21 protein-coding genes and 1 pseudogene are annotated in these 22794 nt (G+C 69.4%); 10 read left to right on the top strand and 12 right to left on the bottom strand.

All coding sequences use genetic code 11. The features are described from left to right. Nucleotide 1: 1 nt before the first annotated feature. Both ACZ7NC_RS07385 and ACZ7NC_RS07380 read right to left on the bottom strand, forming a co-directional pair. Entirely contained in the window at nt 2–802 is an 801-nt protein-coding gene (locus tag ACZ7NC_RS07385; protein ID WP_471485714.1) for an alpha/beta fold hydrolase, read from the bottom strand. A gap of 26 nt (nt 803–828) precedes the next feature. After that, complete coding sequence (locus ACZ7NC_RS07380) at nt 829–1287, bottom strand: cupin domain-containing protein (protein WP_471485712.1); 459 nt, start codon at nt 1285–1287, stop codon at nt 829–831. Between the two features lie 144 nt (nt 1288–1431). Here ACZ7NC_RS07380 and ACZ7NC_RS07375 point away from each other — a divergent pair, with 144 nt between their 5' ends. From ACZ7NC_RS07375 to ACZ7NC_RS07365, 3 genes are all read left to right on the top strand, one after another. After that, on the top strand, nt 1432–2058 hold the full coding sequence (locus tag ACZ7NC_RS07375) for a TetR/AcrR family transcriptional regulator (RefSeq protein WP_471485711.1): 627 nt from the start codon (nt 1432–1434) through the stop codon (nt 2056–2058). A 128-nt stretch (nt 2059–2186) separates the two neighbouring features. Further along, nucleotides 2187–3098, top strand: a complete 912-nt coding sequence (locus ACZ7NC_RS07370) for a CPBP family intramembrane glutamic endopeptidase (protein ID WP_471485709.1) — start codon at nt 2187–2189, stop codon at nt 3096–3098. 65 nt (nt 3099–3163) lie between these two features. Continuing rightward, the gene (locus tag ACZ7NC_RS07365; protein ID WP_471485707.1) at nt 3164–3586 is read left to right on the top strand and encodes a hypothetical protein; all 423 of its coding nucleotides are present in this window, start codon (nt 3164–3166) and stop codon (nt 3584–3586) included. Nucleotides 3587–3632: 46 nt separating this feature from the next. Here the strand turns inward: ACZ7NC_RS07365 and ACZ7NC_RS07360 are convergent, their stop codons facing one another. From ACZ7NC_RS07360 to ACZ7NC_RS07315, 10 genes are all read right to left on the bottom strand, one after another. After that, nucleotides 3633–3977, bottom strand: a complete 345-nt coding sequence (locus tag ACZ7NC_RS07360) for a MerR family transcriptional regulator (RefSeq protein ID WP_471485705.1) — start codon at nt 3975–3977, stop codon at nt 3633–3635. 548 nt (nt 3978–4525) lie between these two features. Further along, nucleotides 4526–4837: an SCO5918 family protein gene (locus tag ACZ7NC_RS07355; RefSeq protein WP_471485703.1), complete on the bottom strand. Its 312-nt coding sequence runs from the start codon at nt 4835–4837 to the stop codon at nt 4526–4528. A gap of 7 nt (nt 4838–4844) precedes the next feature. Then, a complete protein-coding gene (locus ACZ7NC_RS07350) occupies nt 4845–5096 on the bottom strand; it encodes a CBS domain-containing protein (RefSeq protein WP_471485701.1) in 252 nt (83 codons plus the stop codon). A gap of 104 nt (nt 5097–5200) precedes the next feature. Then, nucleotides 5201–6697 (bottom strand): DEAD/DEAH box helicase, encoded by a 1497-nt coding sequence (locus ACZ7NC_RS07345; protein ID WP_471485699.1) that lies wholly within the window; start codon nt 6695–6697, stop codon nt 5201–5203. Nucleotides 6698–6938: 241 nt separating this feature from the next. Then, entirely contained in the window at nt 6939–7142 is a 204-nt protein-coding gene (locus tag ACZ7NC_RS07340; protein WP_030224351.1) for a cold-shock protein, read from the bottom strand. A 372-nt stretch (nt 7143–7514) separates the two neighbouring features. Beyond that, nucleotides 7515–7982 carry a DUF5990 family protein gene (locus tag ACZ7NC_RS07335; protein ID WP_471485697.1) on the bottom strand — a complete coding sequence of 156 codons (468 nt, stop codon included), beginning with the start codon at nt 7980–7982 and terminating at the stop codon, nt 7515–7517. Between the two features lie 25 nt (nt 7983–8007). Next, entirely contained in the window at nt 8008–8703 is a 696-nt protein-coding gene (locus tag ACZ7NC_RS07330) for a cation efflux transmembrane domain-containing protein (protein ID WP_471485695.1), read from the bottom strand. Then, nucleotides 8703–9038, bottom strand: a complete 336-nt coding sequence (locus ACZ7NC_RS07325) for an ArsR/SmtB family transcription factor (RefSeq protein ID WP_471485693.1) — start codon at nt 9036–9038, stop codon at nt 8703–8705. The genes ACZ7NC_RS07330 and ACZ7NC_RS07325 overlap by 1 nt, the downstream gene beginning before the upstream one ends. A gap of 62 nt (nt 9039–9100) precedes the next feature. Beyond that, complete coding sequence (locus tag ACZ7NC_RS07320; protein ID WP_471485691.1) at nt 9101–10246, bottom strand: LCP family protein; 1146 nt, start codon at nt 10244–10246, stop codon at nt 9101–9103. Nucleotides 10247–10311: 65 nt separating this feature from the next. Then, on the bottom strand, nt 10312–12414 hold the full coding sequence (locus ACZ7NC_RS07315) for a bifunctional polysaccharide deacetylase/glycosyltransferase family 2 protein (RefSeq protein ID WP_471485689.1): 2103 nt from the start codon (nt 12412–12414) through the stop codon (nt 10312–10314). A 654-nt stretch (nt 12415–13068) separates the two neighbouring features. Here ACZ7NC_RS07315 and ACZ7NC_RS07310 point away from each other — a divergent pair. The 7 genes and pseudogenes from ACZ7NC_RS07310 to ACZ7NC_RS07280 all read left to right on the top strand — a co-directional run. Then, nucleotides 13069–13218: pseudogene (locus ACZ7NC_RS07310) on the top strand (ferric reductase); the annotation flags it as partial. Between the two features lie 145 nt (nt 13219–13363). After that, the gene (locus ACZ7NC_RS07305) at nt 13364–13948 is read left to right on the top strand and encodes an FMN-binding protein (protein ID WP_471485687.1); all 585 of its coding nucleotides are present in this window, start codon (nt 13364–13366) and stop codon (nt 13946–13948) included. A gap of 175 nt (nt 13949–14123) precedes the next feature. Next, the gene (locus ACZ7NC_RS07300; RefSeq protein ID WP_471485685.1) at nt 14124–15005 is read left to right on the top strand and encodes a LysR family transcriptional regulator; all 882 of its coding nucleotides are present in this window, start codon (nt 14124–14126) and stop codon (nt 15003–15005) included. A gap of 219 nt (nt 15006–15224) precedes the next feature. Continuing rightward, nucleotides 15225–17585, top strand: a complete 2361-nt coding sequence (locus ACZ7NC_RS07295) for an arylsulfatase (RefSeq protein WP_471485683.1) — start codon at nt 15225–15227, stop codon at nt 17583–17585. A gap of 83 nt (nt 17586–17668) precedes the next feature. Then, nucleotides 17669–18484: a formylglycine-generating enzyme family protein gene (locus ACZ7NC_RS07290; protein WP_471485682.1), complete on the top strand. Its 816-nt coding sequence runs from the start codon at nt 17669–17671 to the stop codon at nt 18482–18484. A gap of 61 nt (nt 18485–18545) precedes the next feature. After that, on the top strand, nt 18546–19517 hold the full coding sequence (locus tag ACZ7NC_RS07285; RefSeq protein WP_471485680.1) for an ABC transporter substrate-binding protein: 972 nt from the start codon (nt 18546–18548) through the stop codon (nt 19515–19517). Nucleotides 19518–19749: 232 nt separating this feature from the next. Then, nucleotides 19750–22782 (top strand): RICIN domain-containing protein, encoded by a 3033-nt coding sequence (locus ACZ7NC_RS07280; protein WP_471485678.1) that lies wholly within the window; start codon nt 19750–19752, stop codon nt 22780–22782. Nucleotides 22783–22794 lie beyond the last annotated feature (12 nt).

The raw sequence follows: 22794 nt of genomic DNA, 5'->3' as shown, positions 1-22794 counted from the left end.
TTCAGGGCCGGTTCGTGGCGTGGGAGTCGGCGAAGTCCCAGACGACGGCGAGGAGTTGCTCGGGGGTCTCGATCTGGGGCAGGTGGCCGCTGCCGGGCAGCAGCTCGAACCGGGCCTCAGGGATGGCATCGGCGTACGCACGCCCGTACGCGGCGTCGACGACCTCGTCGCTCTCTCCCCATGCCACCAGGGCCGGGTGCGTGACCTTGGCCAGGCGCTCGCGGAGGGTGGGATCGGCCATGGCGTGCGGCCCGGAGTAGACCTCCAGGGCGGCGCGGCCCGCGGCCATGACCGCGCGGGCGGCCTCCGGGAGGGTGGCAGGGTCGACGGCGAACTTCTCGGGGTCGTGGAAGGCGAGGCGGGACAGCTCGGCGGGCGTGAGGGAGAAGGTGTCGGCGATCGGGTGCCCGGGGACGTCGATACCGACGGCGTTGACCAGGACGACGCTGCTGACCCGGTGGCTGCCGAGCAGGGCCAGTTCGGACGCGATCCAGCCGCCTATGGAGTTGCCGACGACGGTGACGTCCGTGAGGCCGAGTTCGTCGAGCAGTTGTCCGTAGGCCTGGGCGAGGGTGGGGATGTCGGTGAGCCAGGCGGGCCGGGCGGTGCCGCCGAAGCCGGGGTGGACGGGCGTGACGACCCTGGCCGGCCGCCGGTCGGCTAGCAGCCCGGCGAACGGCGCGACCGTCTGCGGACCGCCGCCGCCGTGCAGCAGCAGGAAGGGGTGGCCAAGACCCTGGTCGTCGACGGTGACGTCGAGGTCGCCGGAGGGGAGGGTGAGGGTGCGGACGGTGCTGGTCATGGTGGCTCCTTGGGGGAGTTGGCCGGTCAGGCGAAGTCGGTGGCGGGAACGGTGGCGTAGCGGCCCATGACCTTGACGGTCGACTCGGCGTTCAGCTCCTGGCCGCCGGCGATCATGTCCCGCAGGTCGCGGAAGTACTGCACATACAGGTCGGGCGTGAAGGTGTTGAGCAGCACCGCCGGCTCGTCGCCGGCGTTGGCGAAGGTGTGCGGGGCGCCGGGCGGGATCATCGCGAGGGTGCCGGCCGGGGCGATGTGCGTGGTGTCCCCGATGGTGAAGTGCACGGTGCCGGAGACGACGTAGAAGCCCTCGTCGTGCTGGGCGTGACGGTGCTGCGGCGGGCCTTCGGTGTGCGGGGCGAGGGTGATCTCACCGATCCCGATCCGGTGTCCGGTGGTGCTGCCGTCCTCCAGGATGCGCATCCGTGTGGGGCCCAGCCGGATCGTCTCGCCGTCGTCCGGGCCGACCACCGAAACCGTGCTCATTGCTGCTCCTTCGCGCTTCGATTCTCGTCTTCGTGAGAGCTGCCTCTCATGAGAGTAGGGAAGGTGGACCTCGTAATGCAAGTGAACTGTCATGAAGAAAGTTGACTGCTAAGATGTGGGTGAACCGACAGGAGAGGTCCCAGCATGACTGCGCAGGCGGGCACCGGCCGCACCAACCAGAAGAAGCGCACGCGTACGGCGATCATCGAGGCCGCCCGCGAACTCATCGCCACGGGCGCCGAGGTGACCATGCCCGAGATCGCCCGCGCGGCCCTGGTCTCCGAGGCAACCGCCTACCGGTACTTCCCCGACCTCCCGTCGCTGATCAGCGAGGCCCTCGCCGGCGTCTGGCCGCCTCCCGCCGAAGCGCTCGCGCCGGTCGCGGACTCCGCCGACCCCGTCGAACGCGTCGCCTTCGCCTGCGAGTTCCTGCTCCGCGGCATCCTCGTCCGGCAGGGCGCGGTGCGCGCGATGATCGCCGCCACCATCACCCGGCCCGAGACGGTGACCACGCGACCGGGCGTTCGCTTCGGACTCATCGACCAGGCGCTCCTCCCTCTGGAGGACACGCTCGGCGCGACCGACCCGGACGCGTTCGCCCAGCTCAAGCGGGATCTCGCGGTGGTCGTGAGCGCCGAGGCGCTCTTCACCCTGACCGATCTGTGCGGGCTCGGTCCCGACGAGGCCGTCATCAGCGCCGTACGGACCGCGACCACCCTCACCGAAGCGGCGGTCCGCAAGGCGGATTCACCGAACAGCGGCGCCGTCTGAGACGCACTGACGTCGACGGCGGTACAGCCTGCTGTACCCGCACTCGGGGCGCGCACGGCAATGATCCGCGGATGCCTGACTGATGTGCTGAACACGTCACGTCAGCCAGCATCCGAAGGGACACCGCGGTGAGCAGCCAAGCCCCCGTCAGCATCGAAGCGCGAGCGGCCCACACAGGCCGGGAAGACCGCTCCGGCCTGCGGGGCAGCGTCCGCCGCCGCCCCCTGACCTGGTTCTTCTCACTGGCCTATCTGCTGAGCTGGACCGCCTGGACGCCGTACATCCTGTCCGGGAACGGCCTGGGCGTCTGGCACTTCGCCTTTCCCGGGGCCGGCGGGACCAGCCAGCTCCTCGGCGTCCTGCCCGGCGCCTACCTCGGCCCGATCCTGTCGGCCCTCCTGGTGACCGGGGCCACCGAGGGGCGCCGCGGGCTGCGGGCCTGGCGCGGCCGGATGACCAAGTTCAAGGTCAGTTGGCGCTGGTACGTCGTGGTGCTGCTCTCGGTGCCCGCCGCGCTGACCCTCACCTCGGTCGCGCTGGCCGACCGCGGCCCCGCGATGCCGCCGGTCGCCGTGCTGGCCGCGTTCCTGCCCGGCCTGATCATGCAGATGATCACCACCGGCCTCGCCGAGGAGCCCGGCTGGCGTGAGTTCGCCATGCCCCGCCTGCAGCGGCGCCACGGCCCGCTGCTCGGCACCCTCGTCGTCGGTCCGCTGTGGGGGGCCTGGCATCTGCCGCTGTTCCTGACCGAGTGGGGCGGGCCGCACGTGTCCTGGACGACGCCGCTGGAGTTCATCGCCACCACGATCGCCTTCAGCTTCGTCATGACCTGGGTGTTCAACCGCACCGGCGAGAGCCTGCCGCTGGCCATGCTGCTGCACTGCGGCGTCAACAACTACTTCTCCCTCGCCTGGTCCGACATGTTCCCCACCCTGTACGACGGATACGCCGCGCACGCCTTCCTGCTCAGCTCCACCGCCGCGGCCGTCGTCCTGCTGATCGCCACGCGCGGCCGACTGGGCTGCCCACCGGTCAGGTAGTTTCTGCGCATCCCGCCGTCGCAACGGGCGGTTGGTGCGCGCGCGTCGGACTACGGGAGACAGTGATGACAGGCATCCTGCTGCTCTTGGCGGCCGCGGCGGTCACTGCCGTCGCGCTGTCCATGTCGGCCCATGTGATCCGCCGCTCCGGGGAGGTCAAGCGGGCCTGGAACAGCGGGCTGACGGCAAAGGCGCGCTGTCTGCGGACCTACTCGACCTACCGCGACGAGAACCCGACACTGCACCACGTCTACGAGTTCACGACACATGAAGGCCGTGCCGTGCGCTTCGACGAGACGGGCGGACCGGCGACGCGCGGCGAAGGCGACTTCATCACCGTGCACTACACCGCCGAGCACCCCGAGAAGGCGACGGCCCACTCCCCGGGCAATGTCAGGAAAACCCTGCGCATGGGCTGGACCCTGGGCTGCTCCGGCGGGGTCACAGCCTTCGCCGTCGTGTTCGTGGTGATCGCGCTGACCCGCTGAGAGCACGCCAGGGGCACGACGTTCGAGAGGTGGACGCGTCTCGTGATCAGTTGGAATCGGGAACGTGCGCCTCGTGCCCGGCGCGGCGGCGGTACTCGGCGTTGATGCGCTGAGCCTCCTCGAGCTGGTCCTCGAGGATGACGATGCGGCAAGCGGCCTCGATCGGGGTGCCCCGGTCGACTAGCTCGCGGGCGCGTGCCGCGATCCGCAGTTGGTAGCGGGAGTACCGGCGGTGTCCGCCCTCCGAGCGCAACGGAGTGATCAGACGAGCCTCGCCGAGGGCTCGGAGGAAAGCCGGGGTGGCGCCGAGCATCTCGGCGGCCCGCCCCATCGTGTACGCGGGGTAGTCGTCGTCGTCCAGACGATCACTGAGAGGGGTATCTGCTGTCATGTCACCTCGATGTGCAACGCGTCGAGGGGCCCTGGTGCCGTACGGCACCAGGGCCCCGAAGGAAATTCAACACCATCTGTCGGCCCTAATGCTGCGCCGACCTTCTGTTTCCGCTACCAGCCCTGCAGAAAGGGGGGTGCGGGGATCGCAGCTGCGTGACCGGGGACCACCTTCCATTCCGGGGTCTTGCGGTACCCGGCCGAGCGCTTCTCGGGCCGGGCGATCCTGATGGCGTCTGCTCCTCCGTCCTTCCTCTGAACCAACCACTTGCTGAACTTGCTGAACTGGTACTGCACTACTGCGACCCGCCAGTTCGTGTCTGCCGGGTCTCGCTTGACCTTGTCTACGCGAAAAATGCTAACCGTGTCAGAGCCCAATGTCTACTCTGGCAAGAACAGATTTCAGCTATCTGGGGGACCACATAGCCTGTGGCCTGCGCAAACGGTGGTGCAAGGCGGAGAACGGACGGCGAGACGCCAGTGAGGGCCCTGCCGACGCGCGTCGGCAGGGCCCTCACCGGGACCTTGGTGGCGGTTACCCGCCCGTTCTCATACCTCCAAGGAGGCGACGCCGAACAGTGCCGACGCGGTCTGCAGTGGAGTGGCGACCAGCGCGGGCGCGGTCTCCACGCGGTCGTGGCAGGTGAAGCCGAGACGGGTCATGGCCCGGACGACTTCGCCGCTGGTGAAGTCGCGGCGGTCCTGTCGGGTGATGACCTGGCCCACCTGCTTGACGGGGTAGCGGCGGCGGCCGACGGTCACGGACTCACCCGTGACGAGCTCGGGCGTGACGCCCTTCATGGACGCCAGCACTCCGCTCTTGGTCAGGTCGAACGGGTACCGGGCGATGACACAGCGCATGATGCCCTCACAGGGAGAAGGAGAACGGGCGGGCTGATCGCGGCGAGGTGAAGGCGCCGCCGAGGACGTCCCGTAGCCGGATCCGGTCCGTGTACGTGGCACTGCCGCGGTGCACGGCGAGCTCGGCCCGGGTGATCGAGCCCGTGCACTGGTCGTCCCCGTCGCACAGGAGGAGGTACTCGACCCGGGCACTGGCCATGACGGACAGCGCGACCTCCACGGTCATGTCGTCCCGGACCCGGGGGCCGGACGCGTCCATGACCTCGACCATGGTCAGGGGGGAAGGATCCGCCTGGTGTCGCTGTGTCTGAACCGGTGTCAAAGCTGCCTCCTCGGAGATGGGTGAGCTTCTGATCGATGCCTCTAGGCAGCCGAGTCGAAGGCGGGCCGCTGCTGCGCCACGCGCCGCCCCGCTCCTCCGGTGGCGCGCCCCCGGGCGGGGCGGGAGCGGCGGCCCCGGGACGAGGGAGCCGAGGAGGACGCGGCGCGCCGGGGGCGCTCAGAGACGGGCGCGGTGATGACGACGGGAACACCGGAAGGGGCCTGGGCCCCGGTGATACGGCTCAGTTCCGCCTCACCCGAACGAACCGGGGTGATCCGGGGGGTGATGGCGGCCGAAGCCATCAGCCGGCTCATGCCGCGGCGCTGGCCGGGTGTCACAAGGGTGACGACGCTGCCGGACTCGCCGGCGCGGGCGGTACGGCCGCCGCGGTGCAGGTAGTCCTTGTGGTCGGTGGGCGGGTCGACGTTGACGACCAGGTCCAGGTTGTCGACGTGGATCCCGCGCGCCGCGACGTTGGTCGCCACCAGTACCGTCACATGTCCGGTCTTGAACTGGGCGAGCGTGCGTGTGCGCTGCGGCTGGGACTTGCCGCCGTGCAGAGCCGCGGCGCGGACGCCGCTGTTCAGCAGGTGCTTCGTCAGCCGGTCCACGGCGTGCTTGGTGTCCAGGAACATGATCACCCGGCCGTCTCGCGCCGCGATCTCGGTGGTCGTCCGGTTCTTGTCCGCTTCGTGCACATGGAGCACGTGGTGCTCCATCGTGGTGACCGCACCCGCCGACGGATCCACGGAGTGCACCACCGGGTCCGTCAGGTAGCGGCGGACGAGCAGGTCGACGTTGCGGTCCAGGGTGGCGGAGAAGAGCATCCGCTGCCCTCCGGGGCTCACCTGGTCGAGCAGGGCGGTGACCTGCGGCATGAAGCCCATGTCGGCCATCTGGTCGGCCTCGTCGAGGACGGTGATGGCGACCTCGTCCAGTCGGCAGTCGCCACGGTCGATGAGGTCCTTGAGCCGCCCCGGCGTCGCGACGACGACCTCGGCCCCGGCCCGCAGCGCACCGGCCTGCTTACCGATGGACATCCCGCCGACCACAGTCGCCAGCCGCAGCCGCACGGAGCGGGCGTAGGGGGTGAGCGCGTCGGTCACCTGCTGGGCCAGCTCGCGGGTGGGCACGAGGATCAGGGCGAGCGGCTGCCGCGGCTCCGCGCGCCGGCCCGCTGTGCGGGCCAGTAGCGCGAGGCCGAAGGCGAGGGTCTTGCCCGACCCGGTACGGCCGCGGCCGAGCACGTCACGTCCGGCGAGCGAGTTCGGCAGGGTCGCGCCCTGGATGGGGAACGGTACGGTCACGCCCTCGCGGCCGAGCGCGGTCAGCAACGGCGCCGGCAGGGCGAGGTCGGCGAACGACTCGACGGCGGGCAGCGCGGGTGTGACCGTCACCGGCAGCGCGAACTCGCCCTGGGGCGCGGCCCGTCGAGGCTCGTAGCCCTTGGAGCGCCGAGAAGCTCCCGAGTACTTGGCGGCGGAACCCCGGGAGCGGTCGTAGGTACGGGTCGGGCGGGCGGTGCGTGCGCGGTTCAAGCGGAACCTTCCTCGATGTGAGCGCGTAGGCACGTAGCAAGGAATTTCCGCAGCAAAATGAACGGCGCAGAGAATCGCGAGAACGAGCCGGAGATGATGGGCGTCGATTCGGATCGACGGGAAAGGCATCACCGTTCGGTGATGAGGTGAGACCTTCCCGTCACGCGCCCTGAAAGCAGCGAGCTGGGGCCCGCACCCCAAGGTGCGGGCCCCAGCTGCGAAGTATGCGTTGCTGCCGGTGTCAGGCAGGAACGATGTTCTCGGCCGTCGGGCCCTTCTGGCCCTGCGCGATGTCGAACGACACCTTCTGGCCTTCCTGCAGCTCGCGGAAGCCCTGGGCGGCGATGTTCGAGTAGTGGGCGAAGACGTCAGCGCCGCCGCCGTCCTGCTCGATGAAGCCGAAGCCCTTTTCCGCGTTGAACCACTTCACGGTGCCAGTAGCCATGTCATTTCTCCTTCGGAGACGATGTTCGGAATTCGCCCTGTGCGGATTCCGCGTCGCCGTGCTGATTAACCCGTCGGAAAATGAACCTTCTGGCAACCACACCTGCAACTGAGATCGACATTAGCATGCTGCGACCGGCCCTGCGCGGTCGAAAATTCCGATGCGGCCGGCGGCCGAGGAATACTCGTGGTGTACCGCATCTATTTCTCATCTCGCGGATACAGATATTGATCCGCGTGGATGCAGTCTTTCCTGCGGGGCGCCTCCGGCCACAGAGCCATGACCTCCGTCGATGAGCCATGCGCTGCTGCCCGCGTCATCGACGCGTGGGGTGACGGCGAACACGCCGGGACCCCACTACCGCGATGAAGCTCACATCGGCGGCCCGGCGGTCCAGGTGATGTGAGGGGGCTCGACGCGTGCGCACAGGGGCCCGCCCTGCGCGTCGGTCAGGCCGAGGCGTCCGACCAGCAGCCCGTCGCGTGCGGCGGCGGCGAGTACGTCGTCGGGGATGACGTCGAGCATCAGCTTGGCGCGGCGGAACATCGTGAAGGTGCCCGACTCGTCGACCGTGCCCCATGACAGGTAGATGAACCGCCGGCCCAGACGGTCCTGTACGTAGGGACCTTTGACCACGGTGCCGGTCGGCGAGGCGCTCGCGGTGCACTCCAGGGTCCATGTCGCGGACGGTGCGTCGCCGGGCTGTGGATCCAGGAGTTCGGCAGGACGGTCGCGGCGTTGCACGGCGACGTGGATGTTGCCGTACGCGGGGACTTTGCCGTCGGCAGAGGCGGGGCGGGTGAGACCGGGCAGGTCGACGGCGTCGATGCGGATGCGCATGCCGGCCATCATCCCGCCATCGTTATCAAGGCCAGCAACCGCACGCGTCCTCTTTGGAGTCGTCCGAGGGCACCGCCGAGGCGGCGGTCGGGGCGCAGCAGCCTTCGCCTCGCCAGGCATCGCGGCCCTCCTTGACGGCGATCGCGGCGATCACGAGGGCGGCGACGGGGTCGGCCCATGACCAGCCGAGGGTGGCGTTGAGGACCAGGCCGGCCAGGAGCACGGCGGAGAGGTAGGTGCAGAGCAGGGTCTGCTTGGAGTCGGCCACGGCGGAGGCGGAGCCGAGTTCGCGACCGGCGCGGCGCTGGGCGGCGGACAGGAACGGCATCACGGCCAGCGACAGGAGGGCGAGCACGATGCCTGGAATGGAGCGTTCCGCCTCTCCGGAGCCGCTGAGGGCACGGACGGCGTCGAAGGTGACGTAGGCGGCGAGCGCGAAGAACGACGCCGCGATGATGCGCAGGGTGGTCTTCTCGCGGGCATCGCGTACGGCGTGGTCGGGGGCGGAGAACTGCCAGGCGACCGCGGCGGCCGACGAAACCTCGATGACCGAGTCCAGGCCGAAGCCGATCAGCGCGGTGGAGGAGGCGAGGGTGCCGGCGGTGATCGCGACGACCGCCTCGACGACGTTGTAGATGATCGTCGCGGTGACCAGCAGGCGTATCCGGCGGGCGAGCGCGTCGCGGCGGGCCGGGGACGGTCCGAGGGACATGGCCGTCATCAACAGCAGCCCTTCTCCGGGGCGTCGGCGCAGTTCCTGTCCGCCTCGACCGCGATCACGGCGGTGCGCAGATCGTCCAGGGCGTGGCCGAGGCGTTCGTCGGCCAGCTCATATCGGGTGCGCCGTCCGTCGGGCACGGTGACGACGAGGCCGCAGTCCCGAAGGCACGCCAGATGGTTCGACAGCCTCGTGCGGGAGACGCCGAGCGCGTCCGCGAGGTCCGCCGGGTAGGCGGGGGCCTCGCGGAGCGCGAGCAGGATGCGGCAGCGGATGGGGTCGGCGAGCGCACGGCCGAACCGGACCAGCACCTCGATGTCGGGGGCGAGAGTCAGCACCCCTTCACGGTACAGAGATTCCTGAATTCAGGAAAGCGTGGATTGTCAGGCCGTCGGATCCGTCAGTCCTTGCCCTCGTCGCTCCCGATGCTCACCGGCCGGTCGTTCCTCAACTCGGTGAAGAGCGTCTTCGTCTTCGCCTCGTCCCATCTCACGGCGCTGCCCTTGGCGGTGCTGAAGCCAGGGCCGGTCACAGGGACGTTGAGCTGTCTGCCATGGCCGGCGGAGACGCCGCTCAGCGCCTGGAAGAGGGACGCGAGGGTGGGCAGGTCCATGTCCTTGTCCACGACCAGGGTGTCCAGCGCGGCGCTCAGAAGGGGGTAGGTGTGGAAGGGGTTGAGGGCCGTGCCGGGCGTGGCCGCCTTGTGGGCCAGGGCGGAGAGGAACTTCCGCTGGTTGCGGGACCGGCCCAGGTCACCGCTCGCCTCCTGGTGGCGTTGGCGGACGAACGCGAGTGCCTGGGCACCGTTCAGGGTGTGGCAGCCCTTGCGCAGGTCCAGGCCCGACTTCTCGTCCTTGATGTTCCTGTCCACGCACATCTCCACGCCGCCGACCGCGTCCACGACGCCGACGAAGCCCCCGAAGCCGATCTCCGCGTAGTGGTCGACGCGCAGGCCGGTGTTGAGCTCGACGGTGCGGACGAGGAGGCGGGGGCCGCCCAGCGAGTAGGCGGCGTTCAGCTTGTTCTTCGCCGGGCGGTACCGCTTGCCGGTGTCGGGGTCCAGGTACGACGGCAGGGTCACCCAGGAGTCGCGCGGCAGGCTCACCATCGTGGTGCCGTGGGCGCCGGTGTGCAGCAGCATCATCGAGTCGGTGCGGCCGCCGCCGCCCCCTCCGGCGTGCAGGTCGTCCTTGGCCTCCTCGGACAGTCCGTCACGGCTGTCCGAGCCGACGATGAGGTACGTGCTGCCCTTTCCCTGCGACGGGCGGCCCGCCGACTCGTCGAGGTCGACGTCCTGGTTGAGCCGGACGGCGGCCCAGGCGTAGGTGCCGCCCGCGGTGACGAGCAGCGCGCACAGCAGGAGCAGCAGCAGTCGTGCGACGCGTCGGCGCCGGCTGGGGCGTACCCACCGGGGGCGGGTGCCGCGGGTGTGGCCGCCGCCGGTCTCCGGTTCCTCGTACGGTCGCGGGACTTGATCCCCGTGTTCTCCGTACGGCCGTACCTCCTCCGGGCTGACGTACTCCGCGACGACGTGTCCCGTGATCACGCGGGGCGCCTGTTCCGCTCCGTATCGCTCATTTCCGTATCGCTCATGCATGGCCGAACCCCCGCTCACCTCGACGACAGCTCTCGTGCCGCCCCGACCGGCTGTCTCAGCTGTTCGGTGGCGGCCGTGCCGGAGCGCTGCATGCGATGCCACTTCAGTCGCGTGCCGCCCAGCAGGGCGACCACGGACTGGATGACGACCAGATACATCAACTGCCGGTAGACGAAGAGCTGGAACGTCATCGCCCACAGGGCCCGCAGCTTCTCCCGGTCGAGCCGCAACGCGTAACCGGCGCAGCACAGTTGGACGGCGAGGAAGGCGAACCACACCCCCAGCGACTGCACATGATCCTGGAAGAGCACGCCGTACAGCGCGAAGAGGTCGATGACCGGCGCGATCAGCGGCAGGATCACCTGGAAGAGCATCAGATACGTCAGTCCGCGGCGCGCGAAGCGGCCCGCCGGGCCCACTTCGACGACGGCTCCGCGGTGTTTCCACATCGCCTGGAGCGTGCCGTAGCACCAGCGGTAGCGCTGCCGCCACAACTGCCGCAGGGACATGGGGACTTCGGTCCAGGCGATGGCCGACTCCTCGTAGACCACCCGCCAGCCGGCCCGCCACAGCGCCATCGTGAGGTCGGTGTCCTCGGCGAGGGTGTCCTCGCTGACCCCGCCGACGCCCAGCAGCGCGTCCCGGCGGAAGGCGCCGATGGCGCCGGGAACCGTCGGCATGCACTCCAGGACCTCGAACATCCGCCGGTCGAGGTTGAAGCCGAAGACGTACTCCAGGTGCTGCCATCTGCCCAGCAGCCCGCGCCGGTTGCCGACCTTGGTGTTGCCGCTGACGGCGCCGACGGCCGGGTGCGCGAGCGGCTGGATCAGCCGGTACAGGGCGTCCGGCTCGAAGACGGTGTCGGCGTCGACCATCACCACGATGTCGTACGAGGCGTTCGCCAGGCCGGTGTTGAGGGCGGCCGCCTTGCCCGAGTTGGGCTGCCGGATCACCCGTACCCGGGGGTCGTTGATCCAGGTCGCGAGGTCCGCGGTCCGGTCCGTGGACCCGTCGTCGATGACGATGACCTCGATGTGCGGGTGCGTGGAGGCGAGCAGCGAGTGGATGGTGGACTCGATGCCGGCCTCTTCGTTGTACGCCGGGACCAGCACCGTCACGGGCGCGTTGACCCCGCGCAGCCAGGGCGAGCCGGGGCGGAAGCGGGTGAGACGGCGGACGTGGGCGCGGGCGAAGAAGGTCAGCATCAGCAGCCGCACCATGCCCAGTACGCCCAGTGCCAGCAACACCCAGGTCATGGCGTTCGTGAACGTCTGCCCAGCGGTCGCGGCCCAGTTCAGCGCCCTGCCCTGCCACTGTTCGAGAGCGGGCACCCGCGTGTCGGCCGAGGGCATGTCGAGCGCGTCGGTCACGGTGGTGAGCCGGTCGGCGTGCGGATCGGCGAGCAGGACCTTCGTCTCCTCGTACCCCAGGTCCGTCTGGCTGAACTGCCGCACCAGGCCGAGGGCCGGATCGCGGTCCGGCCGGTTCGCGGCGACCAGCACATAGCCGTCCGCGGCGGCGCGACGGGCCGCCGTCCACTCGGCGCCGCACAGCGTGTCCACCTGGGTCGTCAACGGCATCCGCAGCAGGTCGGTGCGGATGCCCGCCGAACCGGCGAGGGTCTTCTGGGTGAGCGTCAGCTCCATCGCGGCGCGTACCCGTGACGAGGAGCCGAGGTCAGCCCCTGTGTACGTGTTCGAGCCGATCTCGTGGCCCTCGTCGAGGATCCGCCGGACCAGCTCCGGATGACGCGCCGCCTGGGCGCCGTACACGAAGAAGGTCGCGTGCGCGTGATGCTTGCGCAGCAGGTCGAGCAGCCGCGGGGTCCATACGGGGTCGGGTCCGCCGTCGAAGGTGAGCGCGACGGTGTGCGCCGGCATGGCCGAGGAATCGACGTCGTCCCCGCGTATCCGGCGCAGGACGGGCCCGCTCTCGTCCACGGCCTTGGGCACCGGCTTGGTGCACGGGCGTCGCGTCTTGGCGGCGTCCACCTCATGGCGGGTCCAGCCCTCGAAGAGCAGGGCGACGAGGACGAGGGACAGGGTCAGGGCCAGCAGCTTCCAGTGCCCGCGGGGCTCACGGGAACGGGCGTGCCGACGTCGTGCCGAACGGCTCACACCACGCTCCCCGGAGTGACGTTAATCACAGCTGAATCGGGGCCTGTTGGGGGGAAGCCGGGGGCGGTCGCGGCTGCTGCGAGCCCTGTGTGGGCCGGGGAGTCGAGCTCGTGTCCGAGGCCGCTCGCATCGGTGTGGGGCGTCGGTCTGGCGGCGCGGACGGCGACGAATGCGGCAGTGGTCCACGCACTCTTCACAGGGATGGCGAGGGTGTCGGCACCCGATGAAGGGCCGTGCGTTTTCTGCTGATTTGTCTTCCGGTCGAGCTGTTGCATGGGCGGCGAGTGTAGCCACGGGCGATGCCACGGGTGTGTCCGAAACAGGCGGCCGGCCACCGAGCCACGGAGGCGGTGACGCTCAGCCCCGCCGGTGCGCTGGACTAGGTGGATGGGGGGAAGTGGGCCCTCATACGCCTCTCCCCGGAGCGGGCCTCCTGAAGAGCACGCCCCGCCTTCACCGGCGGTTTTCGGCCACCCGACCATCCGGTCATCCGGCCAGGTGTGCGGTGCCTGCCGGGGCAGCAGCAAGTAAAGGGAAGTACGGCCTTGACGACCGTCCAGCACAGCCGGCGGGCCGACGGCAGGCCATGCGCCGGATCCGGCCCCGGCGTTCTCCCGCGGCACCCCTGCTGGTGCTCGCCTGGACGGGGGCGGCCGGCTGGGCGCCGAGGCTGGGCACTTCTTCCGCTGGCGGTTCCTCACCAGGGGGCTGCGCTGGAGCGCCAACCCGTACTCACTCTCGGCCCGCCCCGACCTGCTGCGGATCACCGTCAAGGCCGTCGGCGGACACAGCGCGGCACGACGTGTACCTGTGCGGGCCGCCGGGACTGGCTGAGGAGTCGTACGCCGCACTCCGCGAAGCAGGCGTCCCGCACCGCCGTATCCACCATGAGTCCTTCGAGTTCTGAGGCACCTGTGACACCTGGCACCGCTGACGCGCTGGGAATCCAGTGAGGAAGAAGCATCCGTTCCGCAATGCGCTGCTGGCCGCCGTCGGCACGGCCTCCGGCATCGTGCTGCTGCTCGTGCTGAAGCCGACGACGGCCCCTTCGCCGGCAACGGCCGCCGCGCCCACGCCCGCGATCACGGCGGCCTCCCACTCCCCGTCCGCGTCGGCCTCCCCGTCCAGGACGCCTGAGAAGAAACCCACCCCGGCCTCCTCCTCCCCGAGCGCGTCGCCGTCGCACCCGGCACCCGCCGCGCCCACGAAGTCCAGCAGTGCCCCCTCCGCCCCGAAGACCACCACGGCCGCACCCACCACCCGTACCGTCACCGGGGCCACGGCCCGGACGAAGTACGGCCCGGTCCAGGTGCGGATCACGCTCACCGGAAGCAGGATCACCGGGGCGAGCGCCGTCCAGTCTCCCGACGGGACGGCGCGGAGCAGGGACATCAACTCCACGGCCGTCCCCAAGCTCAACCAGGAGACGCTGCGGGCGCAGAGCGCGGACATCGACACGGTGTCCGGCGCCACGTACACCAGCGCGGGCTACCGGCAGTCCCTGCAGAGTGCCCTGGACCGGGCGGGCGTCTGAGCCGGGCGGCGCGCTCGGCGAAAGCCGGTCCTCTGCGGCGTTGGCGTTCAAGGTGTTCCCACCGGCTGAGGCCCTCGTTTGCCGGATCGGGGACACTGTCCCCATCACCCGCCCGATCGGGGCGTCAGGTGGTCCGAAACGCACGGAGCCCCGACGGAGCCCCGACGGAGACCCGATGGAACGACGCCAGCTGGAGTATTTCCTCGCCGTGGTCGAGCACGGCGGATTCACCGCGGCGGCCATCGCGCTCCATGTCGCGCAGCCCTCGCTGTCGCATGCGATCCGGTCCCTGGAACGCGAATTCGGCGGAAGGCTCTTTCACCGTCTCCCGCAGGGTGTCGCCCTCACCGCGGCCGGTGAGGCGCTGGTCCGGCCGGCCCAGCAGGTTCTGCGCGACCTGTCCACGGCCAGTTCACTGGTCCAGGAGGTCCTCGGGCTCAGCGGCGGCCGACTCGACATCGTTTCGCAGACGACCCTGTCGGTCGACCCCTTGGCCGACATGCTGGGGCGCTTCCATCGCGCGCATCCGAAGGTCTCCGTGTGCGTGGTCGACCCGGAGCGGGGCCCTGCCGTGGCGCACATGGTCGCGGCCGGACAGTGCGAACTCGGGCTGGTGGACGCCTCGGTGAGCACGGCGGACCTTCGCGGGCTCGACCTGCCGGAGCAGGAGATGCACGTCGTGCTGCCCGCGGACCACCCGCATCCGGCGGGCGACACCATCACCTCGCGTGAACTGGCAGCGCTGGACCTGATAGTGACACCGCCGGGCACTGAGACCCGGGCGGCGGTGGACGACCTGTGCGCCGCGCTGGGCGTCGTACCGCGGATCGCGGTGGAGACCGCGCACCGCGCGATGATCGTGCCGCTGGTCCTCTCCGGCGTCGGTGCCTCCCTGCTGCCCGCTTCCATGGCCCGGGACGCCGCGCTGCGCGGGGCCCGGATGCTGTCCCATCGGCCGCGGCTGCTGCGCCACGGCCGGCTGGTGTGGCGGTCGGGTCCGCTGTCCCCCGCCGCCCAGGCGTTCGTGGACCTGGCGTCCGCACCTGCCCAGGACTGAACAACCGTGCAGGTATAGAAGATTTCTATCGCCTTCATTCAAAACCGGTCCGCGGGAATTCAAGGTGAATTGTTGACCGGGCTGAGCAAGAGCTGACACTTTGACTGCATCGCAGGTCAGAGGGTTCCGCAATCGCCGAAGTCAGCTTTGTTACGCCGGTGATTCGGCTGCGACAAGAACGTGTGACATTTCCCGCCGGGCGCCGAATCGGAGAAATGCATGACTGAGTTCGACGCCGGACGGCACATACTTCCGCGGCCCGACACCCGTCGGCCCCTGACGACCGCGATGGACATCCACGACCAGGTGACCGCCTTCACCCCCATCGGCCCGGTCCCGCCGCCCGAGGGCGCACCGAACGTGGTGATCGTGCTCGTCGACGACCTCGGATTCGGCACCTCCAGCGCCTTCGGCGGACCGTGCGAGATGCCCGCCGCGCAGCGACTCGCGGACAACGGCCTGCGCTACACCCGCTTTCATGTGACCGCCCTGTGCTCGCCGACCCGGCAGGCCCTGCTGACCGGGCGCAACCACCACTCGGTGGGCATGGGCGGCACCACCGAGATGACCACCGCGGCCCCGGGGTACAACGGGTTCCGGCCGCGCAGCGCGGCAACCCTGGCCCAGATCCTCCAGGGCAACGGCTACAGCACGGCCGCCTTCGGCAAATGGCACCAGACCCCGCCACGGGAGATCAGCGCGGTCGGGCCGTTCGACCGCTGGCCCACCGGTGAGGGATTCGAAACCTTCTACGGCTTCATGGGCGCCGAGATGAACCACTGGTATCCCCTGCTGTACCAGGGCACCACCCCCGTCGAGCCGGATCGCCGGCCCGAGGACGGCTACCACCTGTCCGAGGACCTCGTCGACCACGCCATCGACTGGGTGCGCACCCAGCGCACGCTGACCCCGGACCGGCCGTTCTTCACCTACCTCGCGCTGGGTGCCGCGCATGCGCCGCTGCACGTCGGCCGCGCATGGCGGGAGAAGTACCGCGGCCGGTTCGACCACGGCTGGGACCGGCAGCGCGAACTGACCCTCGGCCGGCAGAAACAGCTCGGCGTCGTACCCCCGGAGACGGAACTCGCGAGCTGGGCCGAGGGCGTTCCCCACTGGGACGAACTCACCGACAACCAGCGCCGGCTGGCGGCCAGGTTCATGGAGACCTTCGCCGCCTTCACCGAACACGCCGACGTGCAGGTCGGCAGGTTCGTCGACGCGCTGGAGGACCTGGGCGAGCTGGACAGCACCCTCTTCCTCTACATCCTGGGCGACAACGGCGCCTCGGGTGAAGGCGGTATCGAAGGGACGATCGTCGAGCACCGGCTGGGCCACGGCGTGGTGGACGACCCGGACGAGATGATCGACCACATCGACGAGATCGGCGGCCCGCTCAGCTACCCGATCGCCCCTGCGGGATGGGCGCTGGCGCTGAACACCCCGTACCAGTGGACCAAGCAGGTGGCCTCGCACTTCGGCGGCACCCGGGACGGCATGATCCTGCAATGGCCGAGGGGGGTCCCCGAGCGCGGCGGACTCCGTCACCAGTTCTCGCACGTGATCGACGTCCTGCCGACGATCCTGGACTGCGTGGGAGTCCCGGCACCGTTCAGCGTGGACGGGGTCCCGCAGCAGCCCGTCGAGGGCACGAGCATGCAGCGGACGCTCGCCGATCCCCACGCTCCCGAGCATCGCCGTACCCAGTACTTCGAGATGTGCGGCAACCGGGGCGTCTACCACGACGGCTGGATGGCGGTCACCCGGCACGGCATCCCCTGGGAGATGGTGCCGGACAAGGACCGCAGGTTCGCCGACGACGTCTGGGAGCTGTACGACCTGAGCAGGGACTGGAGCCAGGCGCACGACCTCGCCGCCGAACACCCGGAGAAACTACGCCAGTTGCAGGACCTGTTCCTGATCGAGGCGGCGAAGTACCAGGTCTTCCCCCTGGACGACCGCGTCACCGAGCGGGAGAACCCCGCCATGGCCGGCCGTATCGATCTGCTCGGCGACCGCACCTCCGTCACCTACCGCGCGGGAATGCGACGGTTCACCGAGGAGACCACACCCAACGTCAAGAACCGCTCGCACAGCATCACCGCCGACATCGAGCTGCCGGAGACAGCGGCCGAGGGCGTGATCATCGCGCAGGGCGGCCGATTCGGCGGCTGGACCCTGTACTTCACCCGGGGCAGACCGGCCTACGCCTACAACTACTTCGGCATGAACCTGTACACCGTGCGCGGGGGCGAGTCCCTGCCGCCGGGACGGCACGAGATCCGGGTCGAGTTCGACTACGACGGCCAAGGGCTCGGCAAGGGCGGAACGGCCGTACTCCTGGTGGACGGTGAGAAGCACGCGAGCGGACGGATCGAGCGGACCATCCCGTACTACTTCTCCTTCGACGAGACACTCGACGTCGGGGTGGACCTGAGTACACCGGTGACCGACGACTACCCCGTACTCGACAACGAGTTCACCGGGACGATCCACACGGTGCGCATCGACCTGGACGACCGGAGCGCCAAGTCGTCCGAGTTCGACGGCGGACTGCATCGGCGCGTCATGGGGGCACAGTGAACTGCTGCGCACCGTCCGGCGGTCGGGGCGCGGACCGGGCGGCGCCCCCGCCCTCCGCCGTCCACCGGGCAACACCGGAAGGCATGGTGACCATCCCCGCCGGCGAGTTCCTCATGGGCAGCCAGGACGCGCTCTCCTACCCGGCCGACGGGGAAGGTCCGGTGCGTGCGGTGTACGTCGACGCCTTCCGGATCGACGTCTGCACTGTGTCCAACGCCCAGTTCGCGCGCTTCGCCGCCGACACTGGGTATCGCACCTCGGCCGAGCGGATCGGCTGGTCGTTCGTCTTCGCCGGGCTGCTCCCGGACGACTTCCCGCCCACCCGCGCGGTGGCGGCCGCTCCCTGGTGGCGACAGGTCGAGGGTGCCGACTGGCGCCATCCCGACGGACCGCACTCCACCTGGCAGGACCGGGCGGATCATCCGGTCGTCCACGTCGACTGGGACGACGCCCGCGCCTACTGCGCCTGGGCCGGCAAACGCCTGCCCACCGAGGCGGAATGGGAACGCGCCGCCCGAGGAGGGCTGCACGCGAAGGTGTTCCCCTGGGGCGACGAGTTCGAGCCGGGCGGCCGTCCCCGGATGAATGTGTGGCAGGGCGACTTCCCTCACCGCCATCCGACGGCCGACGGCTGGTACGGCACCTGCCCGGTCGACGCCTACGAGCCGGGCGGCTTCGGCCTGTACAACGCCACCGGCAACGTCTGGGAATGGTGCGAGGATCCGTTCCTCCCCTCCCTCGACCCCTCCCTCGGCGGCGGGCGGCGCGTCGCCAAGGGCGGCTCCTACCTGTGCCACGCCTCCTACTGCCGCCGCTACCGGGTCGCCGCGCGGCAGGGCCTCTTCCCGGACTCGGCAACCGGCAACGTGGGGTTCCGGTGCGCCCTGGACATGACGTGACTCCTCTCGACTCCCTCACTCGGACAACGGCGCGATACCCCGGCGCACAAGGAGCAGGACGATGGCAAAGCGAGCGACACACTGGCGTCCCGGCGCGGCGGGGATGGCCGTACTCGGTCTCGCCCTGACCGCCTGCAGTGGGGCGAAGGTCGGCGACGAACCCGCCGCGGCGGACGGCGGCTCGGGCAAGTGCGGCACCTTGAACCTCGCGGTCAACCCATGGGTGGGCTACGAGGCCGACGCGGCGGTCGTCGCCTACGTCGCGGAGAAGGAACTCGCCTGCAAGGTCGTCAAGAAGGACCTGAAGGCGGAGATCGGCTGGCAGGGGTTCGAGACGGGCGAGGTCGACGCCATCCTGGAGAACTGGGGCCACGACGACCTGAAGAAGAAGTACATCGCCGAGCAGAAGACCGCCGTGAACCTCGGCCCGACCGGCAACAAGGGTGTCATCGGCTGGTACGTCCCGCCGTGGATCGCGAAGAAGTATCCGGACATCACCAGTTGGAAGAACCTCAACAAGTACGCCTCGAACTTCAAGACCTCCGAGTCGGGCAGCAAGGGCCAGCTCCTCGACGGCGACCCGTCGTACCAGACCAACGACGAGGCACTGGTGGAGACCCTGAAGCTGGACTTCAAGGTGGTGTACGCGGGCAGCGAGACCGCGCTGATCCAGGCCTTCCGGGACGCCGAGAAGAACAAGAAGTGGGTGATCGGCTACTTCTACGAGCCGCAGTGGTTCTTCTCGGAGGTGCCGCTGGTCCACGTCGAGTTGCCCAAGCGCACGGCAGGCTGCGACGCGGATCCGGCGAAGGTCGCCTGCGACTATCCCGTGTTCGATCTCGACAAGATCGTCAGCACCCGGTTCGCGAAGTCCGGCAGCCCGGCCTACGACCTGGTGAAGAACTTCAAGTGGACCAACGCCGACCAGAACACCGTCGCCAAGTACATCGCGCTCGACAAGATGACACCGGAGGCGGCGGCGAAGAAGTGGGTGGAGGCGAACCCCGACAGGGTCAAGGCTTGGCTTGGCTAGTTTGGCCCTGGGAGCAGCTATACATCCTATGATTTGGGGCAAGTGGACTGACTGCATCGGTGCAGGTTCACGTCGATTTCACCATAACCGCAGGTAAGTCCGCCTGGGTGATCGCCCTTTCTGTGCGAAGTATGGACAACGCTTTCGCCGCGCCCTATATATACGTCCCATGTTCTGGTCGCTGTTGTTGAAGGCTGGACATCTCCTTGACGCGTCGAGACAGGGGCCCCGCATGTCCTTGAGTGATCAACACGGCCGCACAGGCCGGAGACGTTTCGCCCAGTTGTTTGTGGTCGTCGCGGCGCTGCTTGCCGGGATCCTGGCGGCGCCGCCACCGGCGTCCGCCGCGGCGGTGTCGGACATCAACGGGTTCACCGCTGGCAACGCCGCGATCAGGTCGGTCGACCTGGCCGGAACATGGAGCTTCACGCCCAAGGGCCGCGCGGCGACGTCGATCACCGTGCCCGGCGGCGGCTGGTACAAGCAGGGCTTCACCGACGTGAACGAGGCGACGTACTCGCGCACCGTGACCGTGCCGGACACGGGGCAGCCGCAGTCGGTGTGGATCGAGTTCGGCGCGGTGAACCATCAGGCGACGCTGTCGGTGGACGGACAGGTGGTCGCCACCCGGACCACCTCCTTCACACCGTCGAACTTCGACATATCCGCCTTCGCCGCCCCCGGCACCACCCACACGATCAGCGTGAACGTGAAGGGCCGCTACGCCCTGATGAATGGGAACAAGACCCTGGTTCCCGACGCTGCCGACTGGTCCGAGGCGATCCCCCAGGGCATCTACCGCTCGGCCTTCATGCGCGTGTACCCGGCGGTGTACGTCAACGACGCGTTCGTCCGCACCTCCGTGGCCGACAAGACCCTCACCTACGACGTGTCCGTGACGAACACCTCCGGCAGCTCGCGGTCGGTGACGCTGACCAGCGCGCTCTCCTCGGACAGCGGTGGGTCGTTCAACTACCCGGCGCTGCCCAGCCGTACGGTCACCGTGGCCGCCCACTCGACCGCCAAGGTGACGGTCGGCCCGGTGGCGTGGAACCTCGGCTCCGCCTCGTACTGGTGGCCGAACGTGCCCTACCGCGCCGGATACCGCGCCCAGTTGCACAAGCTGTCGGTGCACGCCTTGACCGACGACGGCCGCACCAGCGACGCCACCTACCGGTTCGGGTTCCGCGAGACCACCCAGAACGGCGAGTACTACTACCTCAATGGCGTGCGCGTGAACCTCCGCGGTGACAGCCTGCAAGGCGCGGACTACGACCGGATCAACAACGGCGGCAAGGGCGACGCCTACGACACGCTGCCCGGCTTTCTCCCGCCGTCCACGGGCAACGGCGGCTGGCCGCAGGCGGTCGACAACTACCAGCGGCTCAACTACAACGTGGTCCGCTTCCACCAGGAGCCGGCCAGCCCGTACATGATCGACGTGGCCGACGAGATGGGCCTGATGGTCATCGACGAGACCGCGATCCGCGGCACCTGCAGCTGCCAGGACTTCGTCGCCGGACACGACAACATGGTCGACCACGCCAGGGCACTGACCCTGCGCGACCGCAACCACCCCGCGATCATCCGCTGGAGCCAGAGCAACGAGGCGGACATCAGCAGCTTCGACTCCGAGTCCTTCGAGAAGGACCTGTACGCGGCGATGAACGGCAACGACGGCACCCGGCCGGTCAGCGTCGACACCGCCTGGAACACCAACCCGTACCCCGGCCTGCTGAACGGCAACTTCACCGCCTTCTCGCACTACCTCGACGGCATCGGCAAGTACGGCGAGGCACGCACCTCCCTGGACGGCCGGCCCGACGGTGAGGGCGAGTACGTCTGGAACAAGTCCAACACCAAGCAGGGCTTCGAGTGGTTCGCCACCGCGACGGCGGCCAAGCGCGCCAAGGACGCCAGCGACCTGCGCCCCTACACCCTGCTGTCCGGCTGGGCGAGCTTCGTGCCCGGCGTGAAGAGCACCGACTTCGTCCCCGAGGAGGGCGGCCACCCCGTCTACGGCGAGGACAACCTGCCCGCCCCGTGGAGCAACCCGCAGATCCAGCGCATCCAGGCCGCGTTCAACCCGGTCGCCGCGATCGACCTGCCCTACTGGTCGGCCTCCGGCCAGTCGGACGAGAACGGCACCTTCCCGCTCCCGGAGAAGGTGGACACGTACTCCCACAACAGCACCATCACCCGGAACATCACCGTCTTCAACGACGACCTCAGCAACACCTCCGTCGGCTTCAACTGGACGGCGCGCCTCGACCGGCCCGACGGCACGGTCATCGCGTCCGGCAGCGAACCCCTGACCATCCCGCTCGGCTCCCGGGTCACCCGGCCGGTCTCGTTCACCGCGCCGGCCAGTGGCTCCCGCGTGTACCTGGTGCTGTCGACCACGAAGTCGGGCAGCACGACGTTCACCGACTCGGTCGAGTACCTCAACCTGGGCAACGCGCCGACCAACGTGGACGACGCCGCCACCGCGGTGACCTACAACGGCAGTTGGAGTCACGCGAGCGACGAGACCGGCCCCTACGCCGGCACCAACTCCTACAGTGACGTCACGAATGACACGGCGACGCTGAACTTCGTGGGCACCGGCGTCACGCTGCACGCCGTGACCGCGCCGAGCCATGGCATGGTGGGCGTGTCCATCGACGGCGGGGCCGAGGCGCTGGTCGACCTGTACTCGGCGGCGCGCACCGGCGACGTCTCGGTGTGGTCCAGCCCCCGGCTCGCTTCCGGCAAGCACTCGATCCGGGTGCGCGTCACCGGCACCAAGCGGGACGCCGCGACGCACGACTGGGCCACCGTCGACCGCTTCGAGATCGCCGACCAACCGGTGGCGGGCACGAACTACCGCGTCGTCAACCGCAACAGCGGCAAGCCGCTCGCCGTGGCCGGCGGGTCGACCGCGGACGGCGCGTCGGTCGTCCAGAAAGCGGACGGCGGCGCCTGGACCATCAACGCCGCCCCCGGCGGGGCGTACACACTGAGCTACGTCAGCAGCGGCAAGGCGCTCGATGTCGACGGCTACTCCTCGACCGTCGGGCTCCAGCTTCAGCAGTGGACATCCACCGGCGGCACCAACCAGCAGTGGTACCTGCGACCCACCGGCGACGGGTACTTCACCATCGTCAGCCACGACAGCGGGCTGGCGGCGGACGTGTACGGCTGGGACACCGGCGACGGCGCCAAGGTCGTGCAGTGGACCGCCGGCGGCGGCGCCAACCAGCAGTGGCAGCTGGTACCGGCGTGATCCGTTCCCACC

The organism is Streptomyces sp. NPDC111802 (assembly GCF_055634335.1).
Note: the sequence above shows the minus strand (reverse complement) of the source record. Positions and strands in the feature narration are given on the sequence as shown.